This is a genomic window from Hyalangium sp. (assembly GCF_035629615.1).
GTDB lineage: Bacteria > Myxococcota > Myxococcia > Myxococcales > Myxococcaceae > Hyalangium.
Map to the genome: position 1 here is coordinate 1 of NZ_DASPHO010000715.1, position 13,423 is coordinate 13,423.

Annotated in this window: 8 protein-coding genes; 6 read left to right on the top strand and 2 right to left on the bottom strand. The window is 68.0% G+C overall.

Annotated features, from left to right (window positions below; genetic code table 11):
- The first annotated feature begins 319 nt into the window (after positions 1 to 319).
- The 4 genes from VD972_RS35690 to VD972_RS35705 all read left to right on the top strand — a co-directional run bounded on the left by VD972_RS35690 (position 320) and on the right by VD972_RS35705 (position 7,869).
- Positions 320 to 1,735: a transposase gene (locus VD972_RS35690; RefSeq protein ID WP_324993284.1), complete on the top strand. Its 1,416-nt coding sequence runs from the start codon at positions 320 to 322 to the stop codon at positions 1,733 to 1,735.
- A 259-nt stretch (positions 1,736 to 1,994) separates the two neighbouring features.
- Complete coding sequence (locus tag VD972_RS35695) at positions 1,995 to 2,807, top strand: hypothetical protein (RefSeq protein ID WP_324993285.1); 813 nt, start codon at positions 1,995 to 1,997, stop codon at positions 2,805 to 2,807.
- A gap of 131 nt (positions 2,808 to 2,938) precedes the next feature.
- Positions 2,939 to 4,261, top strand: a complete 1,323-nt coding sequence (locus VD972_RS35700) for a sigma 54-interacting transcriptional regulator (RefSeq protein WP_324993286.1) — start codon at positions 2,939 to 2,941, stop codon at positions 4,259 to 4,261.
- Positions 4,262 to 4,275: 14 nt separating this feature from the next.
- Positions 4,276 to 7,869, top strand: coding sequence for a protein kinase domain-containing protein (locus VD972_RS35705; RefSeq protein ID WP_324993287.1), 3,594 nt, complete (start codon positions 4,276 to 4,278; stop codon positions 7,867 to 7,869).
- A gap of 10 nt (positions 7,870 to 7,879) precedes the next feature.
- Here VD972_RS35705 and VD972_RS35710 read toward each other — a convergent pair whose 3' ends face one another.
- Together VD972_RS35710 and VD972_RS35715 are read right to left on the bottom strand one after the other, a co-directional pair.
- The gene (locus VD972_RS35710) at positions 7,880 to 8,620 is read right to left on the bottom strand and encodes a tetratricopeptide repeat protein (RefSeq protein ID WP_324993288.1); all 741 of its coding nucleotides are present in this window, start codon (positions 8,618 to 8,620) and stop codon (positions 7,880 to 7,882) included.
- A 210-nt stretch (positions 8,621 to 8,830) separates the two neighbouring features.
- Entirely contained in the window at positions 8,831 to 9,634 is an 804-nt protein-coding gene (locus tag VD972_RS35715; protein ID WP_324993289.1) for a hypothetical protein, read from the bottom strand.
- A 1,334-nt stretch (positions 9,635 to 10,968) separates the two neighbouring features.
- Here VD972_RS35715 and VD972_RS35720 point away from each other — a divergent pair.
- Together VD972_RS35720 and VD972_RS35725 are read left to right on the top strand one after the other, a co-directional pair.
- A complete protein-coding gene (locus tag VD972_RS35720; protein WP_324993290.1) occupies positions 10,969 to 12,063 on the top strand; it encodes a Kelch repeat-containing protein in 1,095 nt (364 codons plus the stop codon).
- Between the two features lie 113 nt (positions 12,064 to 12,176).
- A complete protein-coding gene (locus VD972_RS35725; RefSeq protein ID WP_324993291.1) occupies positions 12,177 to 13,058 on the top strand; it encodes a S1 family peptidase in 882 nt (293 codons plus the stop codon).
- Positions 13,059 to 13,423 lie beyond the last annotated feature (365 nt).

A 13,423-nucleotide genomic window follows, 5' to 3' on the forward strand; every position in this document is an offset into this window, starting at 1 on the left:
TCAATGGCGCGCCGAACCGGTACTGGACCGAGGTGAAGCTCGCCCACCAGTTCTCGAGCCTCTGACGTCAGAGCGCGCGCAGGTACTCGACCCGGTCGGCCTTCTGCTGCTGGTTCACTTCCTCCTCGGGCGGGACTTCCACCCGCTGGTCAGGTGCACCTTCACGGCGCACGTACACTGGGGGCGCATGCGGCCCAACAGGTCAATCCGCTTACGGGCGCGAGCGGCCTGCGTTCCCCGGTTTCCCAGGGCTCACGAGAGGCCCATGGGAGGCTGACGGTAGCGTGAGTCCTAGCGAGGTGTAGCTGGGGAGGGGCAGGTGGAGGAGCGTGGGTGGGCGTACCGGCGCAGGCAGCCGGAGGGGACGGTGCTGTACGAGGTGGTGAGGGACCCCCTCGCCACGCTCCTGGCGGAGGCGAGCGAGGTGGGGCGCGGCCTGCCCCGGTATGTGGAGCGGGACTTCGCCAGGTATCTGGAGTGTGGAGTGCTGGCGCACGGCTTCGCGCGGGTGCGCTGCGAGAGTTGCAAGGACGAGCTCCTCGTCGCTTTTTCGTGCAAGGGGCGAGGGGTGTGCCCCTCCTGTAACGCGAAGCGGGCGCATGTAACGGCAGTGCACCTGGTGGAGCGCGTGCTGCCGCGCGTGCCCTATCGGCAGTGGACGCTGTCCTTTCCCCACCGGGTGCGGTGGGTACTGCTGAAGGAGGCGGGACTGCTCTCGGACGTCCTCACTCTCTTCCTGCGCGCGGTTTTCGCATTGCAGCGGCGGAGGGCACGGCGGCAGGGTCTGCGGGGTGGGCAAGTAGGAGCCGTGTCGTTCATCCAATTCTTCGGCTCCGCCTTGCAGGTGACGCCGCACTTCCATTCGCTGGTACAGGACGGCGTCTTCGTGCCGGGGGAGAGAGGCGTGCGCTTCGAGGCGTTGCCGCCGCCCGCGCAAGGCGAGGTGGAGCAGTTGCTGAGGGTGGTGCGTCACCGGGTGCTGCGCCTGCTGGAGAAAAGAGGGGCCCTGCCCGCGCAAGGGCCCGAGGACGCGCTGCAGGCGTACCAGGCGCACTCCCTGCAGCAGCGGCTGCGCTGGACGGAGGTGGACGTGCGGCCTCCTCCCCGAAAGCAGCCCCGATGCGCCTTGCTGGAGGGCTTCTCCCTGCACGCCAACACGCACCTTCACGCCAACGACAGGCAGGGGCTGGAGCGGCTATGCCGCTACGGGGCGCGTGGCGCGCTGGCGCTGGAGCGTTTGTCACGAGCGGAGGATGGCCGCATCGCTTGGCGCATGAAGCGCCCGCTGCCGGACGGCACGACGCACCTGCTCTTCACCGGGCTGGAGCTGCTCCGCCGGCTGGCCAGCCTGGTGCCTCCGCCGAGGGCAAACCTGACGAGGTTCCACGGCGTCTTTGCCCCAGGCGCGAAAGTGCGGCCATTTCTGCTCCCTCAAGCGGGGGCGGAGCCGGGGCTGGAAGAGGAGAGCCCCGCCTTTGCCGCGACGGTGGAGGAGCCGAGCAAGGAGCGCACACCCCGTTTGGACTGGGCCGGGCTGCTGCGCAGGAGGTTCGCCCTGGATGTGTTCGCGTGCTTGAGGTGTGGAGGCAGGCGGCGGGTGTTGGCGTACGTGAAGGGAGCAGGAGGGGTGAGAGCGATTGTGGAGCACCTGGGGTTGCCCACGGCGAGTGCGCACCTGGCCCCTGCGCGAGGGCCGCCCCAGCCAAGAGGCCCCTCGCCCCTGCCGCGCCCCTGATGGGAGGGCGGCAGGGGTAGGCGTGTACCCCAAAGTGGCTGCGCGGCCTCTCCACCGGCTTGGCGCACAGCCCACATGTCCCCCTCTGCGGTCCTCCCTCAACAGCGCTCCAATTTCTCCTACGCTCCGAACGTTCGCGAACACGATCGAACAGGTGTCCAACGCGCCAGGAATGGGGCAATCTCTCGTCCCGTCGAGCCGAGCATCGAGACGCCAGGCAGCCCGACGCGTGCATGAGTGGATCGGGAGAGAGGGCAACGTGAATCCATTTCTTCGACTGCCACCGGAGCGTCGGCGCGACGAGCTGGGTGCGTACCTGACGTTTCTTCGCGGCCGGGATGGCGAGATCGACGGGACGACGCTGGTCAACCGGAGGCGCGACGCCACCACCGTCAGTTGGCGTGGCCCGCTGGATCGGGAGTCGTTCCACCGGAACCTCCACCGGCTGCGCGACGAGGAGGTCTCGCCCCGGGTCCTGTGGCTGCTCGCGGTCGCCAAGCTCAACCGGGCCGAGAAGTACGGGGTGGACCTCAGCCTGGCGCGGGCCCGGCGGCGCACGCTGAGTGAGATCCGCCACTATATAGAGCTCGAGGAGCTGGTGCATACCCGCGCGCTCCTCGATGCGTGCGCGCTGTTCGGGCTCCAGGTGGAGATTATCCTGCCACCCCCGCTGCACCGCGCGGTGATCTGGATGATGACCCGGCTCCCGGACCCGCTCGCGTTGCCGCTCATCCTCTGCGGCGAGGTGGCCGGCGCGGTGGGGGTCGCCATGATGCGCGAGCAGATTCCCGCGCTCTTCGGCGACGAGCCCGACGTCGCGGCGCGCCTGAACGAGCTCTTGACCGAGATCCTGGTCGACGAGCTGGGTCACGTCATCTTCAACCGCGCCATGCTTGGCCAGGTGGGGCTCACCGCCGCACGGCTTGCGCTCCCGTTCGTCGTCCGGTCGTTCCTCCACGACATGCCGGAGGTCGCCAGGCTCGCCGGAGGGCCGCGGCAGTTCGTTGAGCGCGTCCTCCAGTTTCAGCTCGGCACCGAAGGGCTCCCCTCGGGCCTCGCCTTCGCGGCTTGAGCGACCGCGGAAATTTCCGATATTACTCAGACGTCAGCACGGCGCGTTTAAGATATCACTCAAACGTCAGCGCGGCGCGTTCACACCGATCGCGCGTAGTAAGCTGTCTGGCGCTGCTCCCCCTGGCGCCCATGCACGAGTCGACCATCGACGACGCGGTACTTCGGGCGAAGACCGACGCCCCGCCGCTGCCCGGCGGCATCCTCATTTTCGCGAACGGCGAACCCGCCTTGTTCGCCGTGGCACTGCGAGATGGCAAGCTCGTCTTTGGCCGTAGCCTCGCAGAGTCGGTCCTCGGCCGGGATCTCCGGCTGTCTCGCGAGCATGCGGAGATCACGCTGGACAACAGCGGCGCATGGACCGTCACGGACCTCGCCAGCCGCAATGGCACGTTCGTCGACGGCGAGGCGGTGCGGGGGCAGGTACGGCGTGCTGACGCGCGCTGGCTGCGCGCCGGGAACTCACTGCTGGTGCTCTCGAAGGACATTCGTCCGTACCTCGCACAGGTGGTCGAGGTGTCCGCGCAAGGCGATGTCGTGGGCCCCGCGATTCGGCCGATCTACGACGCGCTCCGGGTTACGGCGGAGGCGGGGCGCGACGTGCTCATCCGCGGAGAGTCCGGGACCGGCAAGGAGCTGGCGGCGCGTTGCTTCCACCGGGCAGTGAAGGGGCCCTTCATCGCGGTGAACTGCGCCGCCATACCGTCCTCGATGGCGGAGCGCCTGTTGTTCGGCGCGAGGAAGGGCTCGTTCACTGGCGCCACGGACGCCGAGGGTTACGTGCAGGCGGCGGAGGGAGGGGTCCTCTTTCTCGACGAGGTCGGGGAGCTTGGCGAAGAGGTCCAGGCCAAGCTGTTGCGCCTCTTGGGCAGCCGCGAGGTGCTGCCACTCGGCGCGACGCAACCGAAGACGGTGAACGTGCGCGTGTGCGCGGCGACCCACCGCCAGCTTCGGGGTCGTGCCGGATTCCGCGAGGATCTCTACTTCCGGTTGAGCGCGACCGAGGTCGTGCTGCCGCCCCTGCGCGAGCGGTTCGCCGAGCTGCCCGCACTCGTGACCGCCGAGGTTCGCCGGGCGGCGCCAGAGGTCCGTGTGAACGCCGACTTCATCGAGGCGTGCCTCTCGCGGGCATGGCCGGGGAACGTTCGCGAGCTCGGCGCCGAGGTCGCCATGGCGGTGCGCGCCGCCGCGCTGGACGACGGCAGGGAGCTTCGTGTCACGCACCTTCGTCCAAGCGCAGGCTTGGCCATCGAAACGGTCGTGGCGCCTGCGGACGAGCAGGTCCAGCCGCCCCCCGATGCGGGTCCGCCCTCGCGCGAAGCGATCGAGGCCGCGATCGCGGACTGCGGGGGGAACCTCGCGGCGGCGGCCACCCGACTGGGCATCAACCGTTCGAGGCTGTATCGCGAGATGAAGCGCCAGGGCGTCGCGGTGACCCGGCCGCGGTCCAACTGAAGGGGACGAGCGCGATGATCAGCGCGGGGATTCAAAGGCGATTCGAGCTGTTGTCGGTGCTCGGGTCGGGCGCGATGGGAACGGTGTACCGCGCCTTCGATCGCGAGCAGCGACGGCCGGTGGCGCTCAAGGTGTTGCGGAACGTGGAAGCGGACGCGCTCCGGCGGTTCAAGAACGAGTTCCGCGCCCGGCAGGCGCTTCATCATCCCAACCTGGTGTCGATCGACGAGCTGATCGAAGACGACGGCGGGTGGTTCCTGGTGATGGAGCTGGTCGATGGCCCGGATCTCCGTACGTACGTCCGGGGGTACGCGCCGTCTTCGAGCGCGCTGCCGACCGTGGCGGACGCTCCCGAGAGCCAGCCGCCGCTTGACGAGTCTCCTGATAGCTTCGATCTCGGACGACTTCGCCGATCCCTCGAGGCACTGGCCCGCGCGTTGGAGGCGCTCCACGGTGCTGGCCTGGTTCACCGCGACATCAAGCCGGCGAACATCCGCATCGCCGAGGAGGATCGCCTGGTCCTGCTCGATTTCGGGCTGGTCATGGAGCTGAGGCCGGAGTCGGAGCGCTCGATGGCGGTGGTCGGGACGCATTACTACATGGCCCCTGAGCAGCGGTGGTCCCCGGCGAAGGTCGGGCCAGCGGCCGATTGGTACGCGGTCGGGGTGATGCTCTACGAGCTCATCACCGGCCAGTTTCCCTCGAGCACCGCACGCGCACCGCTCGTGGCCGATGCCCTGGCGCCGTTGCTCGAGCTGAGCGCCGAGCTGATGCTCGACGACCCCGCTCGCCGCGCCGGGGCCGGCCGCATCGTCGAGGTGCTCGGGAGCGGTCCGATCGCCGCGTCTCAGCGGCCCAGCGCCCCGGCGTTCGTGGGGCGTGAGAGCGAGCTGGGGCTGCTCTTGCGGACGTTCGAAGGCGTCGGCCGAGGTCGCCCCGCGTGCGTCGTGCTCGCGGGCATCTCGGGGATCGGCAAGACGACGCTGGTGTCTCGCTTCATCGACGAGGTGCACAGGGGCTATCCCGGCGCGCTCTGTCTCACGGCGCGCTGCTACGAGAACGAGTCCGCCCCCTACAAGGCGTTCGACGCTCCGATGGAGGCGGTCTCCCGGCTCGGCGACCGGCTGCGTCCGGTCCCGGTCGGGGGCCGAGCGCTGCTGCGCGCCTTCCCGGTGCTGCAGCGGCTGTATCCGACGGAGCTGCCGCTGTTCGACGCGGAGCCACACGTGCTGCGCGCGGCGCTTTACAGCGAGGCGCGCGCGCTGTTCGACACGCTCGGCGCCGCGCGCCCGGTGGTCCTGGCGATCGACGACCTGCGCTCGGCGGATGACGACAGCCTGGCGCTCTTGCGCGAGCTGCTCCGGGCGCCGGATGCGCCGCGGCTGTTCGTGGTCGCGACCTGGCGGACGGATGGCGACGAGGCGGCGGAGCTGTCGGTCTCGCTTCGCGGCCGCATCGGAGAGGCGGTCCAGGTGACACCTCTGCTAGGCCTTCGGCGGGAGGACTCGCGGAGGCTCTTGCGCGAGCTGCTCGTGGACGCTCCCCCCATCTCGGGGGAGGCGCTCGACGTGCTGAGCGAGGAGATCGCCGGACATCCACTGCTGGCGCACGACTTCGCCCGCTATGCGCGCGCTCACCCGGACGCGACCGGCGTCCGCGTCACCGAGGCGCTCGGACTGCGGTTGAAGCAGCTGTCACCTGACGCGCTGCGGCTGCTGCAGCTGGTGTGCTGCGCTGGCGCGCCCTTGCCTCGGCTGGTGCTCGCCGCCGCGGCGGGGTTGGACCCCGGAGCCCGCGCGTTCCAGTCCCCGCTCGGCGATCTCCTCGGCGAGAAGCTCGTCCGTGTCCGGGGCGCGGGAGCGCGCGCGCAGCTGGAGCCCTTTCACGATCGGATCAGCCACATCCTGCGCGCCAGCACCGACAGGGAGGAGCTCGCGCGGCTGCATCGAGCGCTCGCCGAGGCGCTCAGCGCTTCGGACGCCCCGGACATGGAGCTGGTGGGTGGCCAGTGGGAGCGGTGCGGAGAAGCGATGCGCGCCGCGGACTGTTACGAACAGGCGGGAGATCGAGCCAGCTCCGTCCTCGCGTTCAGCAACGCGGTCCGGTACTACCACCGCGCGGTGCAACTGCGCGCGCACGCTGCCTCAGCGTCGCTCCTCGAGAAGCTCGCCCGAGCGCTCGCGAACGATGGACGATCGGCGGAGGCGGCGGCCACGTTTCTCCAGGCGGCGGCGCTCGAGGCACCGCCCGACGTCAAGGTCGAGCTCGAGCGCTGCGGCCTGGAGCAATGGCTGCGCAGCGGTCACGTCGATGAGGCGCTGTCGCTGCTGCCGCGGCTGCTTGGTCGCGTGGGCGTTCGTCCTCCCAGGGCGAAGTGGCTCCTGCTCGGGAGCATCGTCCTGCACCGGATCTGCGCCAGGGCGCTGCAGTTGGTCCCCCGGCGAGGCTTTGCCTCGGCACCGGAACAGACGCGGCGCAAGCTCGACTTGTATTGGTCGGTTGCCTCGTACATCGTCGCAGTGGACCCGTTCCTGTCGACCTACTTCCAGGGACGTCACCACGTGTTGGCGCTCCTGGCCAACGATCCGTTCCGGATGGCGCGCGCGAGCGCGGTCGAGCTGTGCATCTCCGCCTGGCTGGGCGCAAGCGGCCGCGCGCAGCAGGTGCTGCTCCAGCGAACCGACACCCTGGCGAGCGCGTCCGGAGAACCGTACGCGCTCGCGCTCGCCGTCCTGGCGAAGGCCGTGTTGGCGATGCGGCATGGCCGTTGGAGGACGACGTGCGCGCTCTCGGAGTCGGCCGCGACGCTGTTTCGAGAACGATGCCGGGACGTCGCCTGGGAGCTGGTGAACGCTGACGCGCTCATGTTGCTCTCGCTGGGGTTCCTTGGAAGCTGGAGCGCGATGGCGTCGAAGCTGCCGCCACTCATCCGATCAGCGGAGGAGCGCGGCGACCTGTTCGCCGCGACGCAGCTGACGACCACCCAGAGCCTGGTGTGGCTCCTGCGCGACGACGCGGAGGGCGGCCTGCGCGCCATCGAAGGCGCCGTGCGCCGCTGGTCGCGCGCGAAGACGTTCGTTCAGCATGGGTCCGCGGTCCACGCGACGGCGGAGGCCAAGCTCTATCTCGGGCTGCCGGAAGAGGGCCTCGCGGCGATCGAGCAGAGCTGGGACTCTCTGGAGCGCTCGTACCTGCTGCGGGTGCGGGAGCTGCGAATCCGGCTGTGCGACGTGAGCGCGCGGTGCGCGCTGGCGGCAGCCGCGCGGAGCGACGGTCAGCGTCGCCAGTCGCTCCTGAGGGACGCGCAACTGGAGGCGCGGAGGCTCACGCGCGACGAGGAGGGGTGGGTCCGTGGCCTCGGGCACCTCGTCCAGGCCGGCCTGGCGGTCCAGCACGGGACACCGGAGCTGGCGATGCAGCACCTCCTCGAAGCGGAGGCGCTGTTCGGACGCTTCGAGATGCTCGGGCACCGCGCGGCGGCGCGGTGGAGGCGCGGCGAGCTGACGGCCGATCAGTCACTGTCCGACGAGTCCCGGCAGTGGATGGAGAGCCAAGGCGTGGCCGCGCCGCGCCGGATGCTGCAGCTGCTCGCGCCTGGGTGGAGTTAGATCTCGGCGCTCATTCCAACTCCTCCGCGATCTTGGCTTCTACCTTCTTGGCTAACTCCTGGACCCGCAGGCCTTCCGCCGGGTCGTATGCCACACTGCCCTGCTTCACCTTCAGGATCTCCTCGCGCGCCTTCTCCGCCTTGTCATCCGCCAGCAACGTCTCGGCCAGGTAGCAGTGGGCGCGCAGGTTCTCTGGAAACTTCGCGATGACCTTCTCGAACAACTTCGCGGACTCGGCCAGATCGCGCTTCGGCCAGGGCAGCTCGTAGTGGTAGCGCCCCTTCGCCAGCAAGGGAGACCCTCGCTCGAAGTCAGGGTTGATCTTGATGGCCGCATCCAGCCGCTCGTTGAACTTGCCCTCCAGGCCATCCCTGAGTGTCTTGAGGACACCCACCGCCTGCGCGTACACGCCGATGCCCGTCGCCCCGATGTACCGGCACTCGACGCGCTGGGGGGCGATCTTCACGGCCTTGTCACAGAGGTCCCAGGCCTGCTTGCCCAGCACCTTCTTCATGCGGGAGTCGCTCGCGCCATCCGCCTGCCACACGTACAGCCGCGCCTGGCGCCACAGCAGTTCGTAGTCCTCCGGAGCCGCCTGCAGTTCCTTCTTGAGTGTGTCCTCCAGCTCCTTGATGGAGGCGGCCTCGACTCTCTTGTCGAACAGCGCATCCAGGGACGACAGCAGCTCGGGGGCGGCGGCGTGGCCTGGGAGCGCGGCCAGCAGGCAAAGGGCAAGCAAAATCAGGCGCATGGGCGGCCGTGTTAACATGTGCTCTCGGCCGCCAGCAATCCAACCTACCTGGGAGGGTGGCGAAAAAAACAAGGGCGGCCCCCGGAACGTGCCCGGGGTTCCGCCCTGCGAACTTCAGGAGCTCGGAAGAGGGGGCGTCAGACCTTCAGGCCGCGTCTGCCGACAGAGTCCTACCGAGGAAGCTCCTCCACGAGCTGCCCATGACACGCGTCAGAAGACGCGGATCCGGACGTAGTCGCCCCATCGCTCCATGTTCCGTACGTTGACCCAAACACCCCAGTAGTAACGCGTTGCGGTCTGGAGCTGATTCCAAGTCGTACAGAGCGACTCGCCTGCTGGCGCGCCCGCTCGAAGCCAAACGCACCCGTAAACCATTGGCGGATAGTTGTACGACGCGTGGAGCGCGAGCTCGACGTTCGTAGGGTACCAGAACGTCCAGGTCGGGAATGAGCGCTCCTCGCCGCCATTGAGGTACCAGTATGGCCCGGAGTTCCACATCAGCTGGGAGATAGTGGTTGCGCTCGACGGCTGGGCGATGTCGCGCAACGAGCGTGCTTTGGCCGCAGCGAGCGCATCTCGAAGATTGCGGATCGCTCCCGCCTCGGGTCTCGCCGCAAGCTCGTCGAACGCGGCGCGGTCCCCGTCGAACATCGGCTCGGGACTTCCGATTGGCCCTTTGACGGTCAAACGACCTCCAAAGAAGTGGTCGGTTTCGGTGCTGCCGTCCGACGTCGACTCAAGCAACGTCTCTCCCGTTGTCGAGCGGATTTCAATCGTGCGGGCGCCGCCTTCGAGCGCGACCCGGAATCTGACCGTAGCGCCATCGCGTGTGTATCGACCTTGAGTGGCCGTCGGCGTGTCGGTGTCGACCTCCAGGCCCTCCGCGCCTTCGGCGGACTGGTCCAGGCTTTCGCTCGCCTCGTCGGTTCCGTCATCGGGTGCGCCGGCGCAACCCATGTGCATCGCGCCAAAGGCAGCGACGAAGACAATCAAACGAAGACTTTTCGAAATCATCGTCCATTTCCCCCATGGACGCTCGCGAAGCGATGAAGTTCGCTCTTGGCCGCGTCCGTGGACGAAACCCTTGTGCAACCGGTGTGCCGCTTCTCGGAAGCACGGTCGACGGAAGCGGACTGCCTCGATGGGAGCCGTCGGCTCAGGTTGAAAGCTGGAGGGTATTGCGACTCAGCACGAACGTTCGCGAACGTGCGCGAACTCCGCCTGGAGGCGCATAGGGCGAATAGGAGGCCGGCTGAGGGTGAGGGCTGGAGCAGAGGGGCCCAGGAGGGCTGCTGACGGGTGGCTGCTGGGCAGTGCGCCGGGCCGGTGCACAGGCGGTGCAGCCCCCTTTGGACACACCCCTGCCCAGGAAGTACTCCTTTTCCCACAGTGGGGTGGACTCCACGAAACCGGGTTAACTCCACTGTCCAACGAGTCCCGGCAGTGGATGGAGAGCCAAGGCGTGGCCGCGCCGCGCCGGATGCTGCAGCTGCTCACGCCTGGGCTGGAGTGCGCGCACGTGACCGACGCGCCATCGGCACCCGGCGCCGTGGCCACGTAGGTCGGTCCAGAGAATGAGCGCCGCGCCGCCGAGCCGCGCGCCTGAGGCGGCCCTCATGGACTGATCGTGTTCCTCTGAGCTTCTGCGCGCAAGAACGTTCGCGAACGTTTGGCCAACGATGCGCGCGAGCACTGGCGCGGTCGGGGCTCAAGCAAATCATCGATTTCTCTCGTGCTCTCGAGCTCATGGTCGGCGGTACGGATGTTGCTGAGTTGCCTTGCGGCGCGGCTCGGCCCCACCGCAGCCAATGACCGATGGGGCCACAGGGAGTGGGGGTATGAAGTCATTTCACGAGACTCTTGCGCGACCGACCATTGTTCGGCGGCGTCGCATGCACCTCACCATGATGGCCATCATGCTCGGCACGCACGACGTGCTCAGAAGTGCCCGGCCTCTGCTGCTCATCGGTGTGGTACTCGGCCTGGTCGCGGTGTCTGGCTGCGGCAAGGACGCCCTGGAACCCCTCCCATCCATGCCGGAGGAAGTGATCCCTCCTGCCCCCCCGCCTTCGAGAGAGGATGTAGGCTCCAGTTCTGCCGATGCCGGAGTTCCCGAGTCGCAGGATGCGGGCGTCGTTCCCAACACGCCCCCGGAGATCCTGGAGTCCTGGCAGTCTGTCTCCTCCACGCCGGGAGGCGGTTCGGTCACCCTTCGCGTCCAGGCTCGCCCGCCTCCCGAGGGGACTCTGAGCTTTTCCTGGCTGGGCCAGACCGGAACCCTCGGCACGCCGAGCACCACCGCTACCTCAAGTGAGCTTGTCTGGACTGCTCCCGCGTGTGGAGTGGGCGTGTCCACTCATACGCTCCAGCTCTCACTCCAGCACTCCTCAGGCCTCTCTTCCTCGACGTCCTTCGAGGTCTCCGTGACGTGTCCCCGGTGGGTCTCCACCCGGGACAATATGGTGATCGCCCGGCATGACCACACGGCCAGCCTGTTGCCTTCGGGCAAGGTGCTGGTGGTCGGCTTCTATACCGGTACCAGGGACAACAGCGTCGAGGAGTACAACCCGGCGGATGGCTCCTGGTCTCCCCTGCCCGACATGGAGCGGGCTCGCAGGGGCCACACGGCCAGCGTGCTGCCCTCGGGCAAGCTGCTGGTGGCCGGCGGGTACAACGACATCGAGGGCATCGTCCCCTTTGCGGAGCTGTACGATCCCGCCGCTCCCCCCAGCCGTCCCTGGACACCGACGGGCGCCATGAATGTGCTCCGCACTGCTCACACGGCGACGCTGCTTCCCTCGGGGAAGGTGCTCGTCGCGGGTGGGCTCGGAGTGGGGGGCGCGCTGAGGACCGCAGAGCTGTATGACCCGGCCTCCCAGACGTGGTCCTTGACGGATGGAATGGACGAGGGCCGCTACGGTCACACGGCGACCCTCCTGCCCTCGGGGAAGGTGCTGGTCGTGGGAGGATACGGCGCCCGCGGTGCGCTGGCCCACGCGGAACTGTACGATCCGGTCACGGGCGTCTGGATGCCCGCAGGCTCTCCCGTGCTGACGGCTCGTGCCTACCACACGGCCACGCTGCTCCGCTCGGGACAGGTCCTCGTGGCGGGAGGAGGTTCCCTCAACGTGGAGCTCTACGATCCCACCGGCCTTGCCGGAGACTCCTGGTCGCGCGTGGCCCCTATGTCCAAGGCCCGCGCCTATCACACCGCAACCCTGCTTCCCTCGGGGAAGGTGTTTGTGGCGGGAGGGATGGACGCCATCTCCATCAAGAGCGCGGAAGTGTACGACCCGGACTCCAGAACCTGGTCGCCAACGGTGCCTCTGAACACGGCCCGCTCCCACCATGTTGCCTGTTTGTTGCCCTCGGGCCAGGTGCTGGTCGCTGGAGGTCACGCGGGCGGTGGCCCCCTGGACAGCGCGGAGTTGTACGTGCCGTAGGTGAAGTTGCTTGAGCGTGCGAGGAGGGACAACACATGGGACTGATCGGTGGATCTGGCCGGGGCGTGTTGAAGAGTGGCATCAACGCCACCCCGTTCGTGGATGGAGTGCTCGTGCTGCTCATTCTCTCCATCGAGCTCATGCCTTTGCAGGAGCAGGAGCCCGAGGCCCAACTCCCCGAGGACTCCCAAGAGCCGCTGAGTCCCTGCATGTCGGACTCACCCTGCGCCCTTGAGGGCGAGGAGGAGGAGATGGCGGCCATTGCCGGGGGCTCCGAGTGCACCCCCCCGGGACTTGAGGGTGTCGGCGCCATCGTCCGCCGGAACCAGCAGATCGTGTGCACCGGAACCCTGATCGCGGATGACACCATTCTTACCGCGGCCCACTGCATCGAGGATGAAGACCCCGCCACGCTCTCTTTCATGCTCGTGGCGGACTCGAAGATGGCCGTCAGATTCCCCATCGCCAGCGGGATTCCGCATCCCCGGTACACGCAGACCAGGCGCGGCTCCTATGACATCGCCCTCCTCCACCTTCGGGAGCCAGTGAGGGGGGTCTCTCCTGTGCCCTACCGGAAGGCCTCCCTGCCCGTTTACTTCCGAGGCCGGCTGACCTTCCTCGGCTTTGGAGACGCCGATGGTGCAACGAAGAGAGGCTCTGGCCTCAAACGATGCCTTCGGCTGAACGTCAGCCGGGTCAACGATTTCACCTTCGAGAATGATACCCCCGGACACACGACGTGCTACGGCGACTCCGGGGGACCCGTGCTCAAGTACAGAGACGACGACACGTGGGAGATCGTGGGGATCATCACCTCCGGCGACAGCCTGTGCAAACGGTTCGGCCTCAGTGCCAGGGTGGATGTGGCCGCGGAGTGGATCGCCAAGACAGCATCCCCTTCGCGCGTGGCCCCCCGCCTGCTGTCGTCAGCGCCAGAAGCTGACTTCGGAGGCAAGCGTCTCGCTCAACAAGAAAAGCCGCGGAGTCATCCATGAACTCCCGCGCATAGAAGGGATGGAGGCCCAGTTGAGGGGGAGGGAGGGTGCAGAGGGGCCGAGGAGGGCCGCTGATGGGGCCACCCGAGTGATGCTCCCGGCCGGTGGACAGGCCGCGCAGCCCCCTTGGGGTACATGTCTGCCCAGGCCACGCTCCCATCAGGTGCATGGCAGGGGCCAGGGCCTCTTGGCTGTCTTAAGTCTCAACACCCCGCAGCCTTATGGGGCCCTCGCGTCGGGTGGGCTTGCCCCGGTTTCGTGGACATGGGGGTTAAGCTGCCAACTTAGGCTTCGAGGGACGACTGCGTGACAGGCAGATCGCGGCGCACCACATCCGAGGCGACATCCTGTGCTTCACCCTGCTG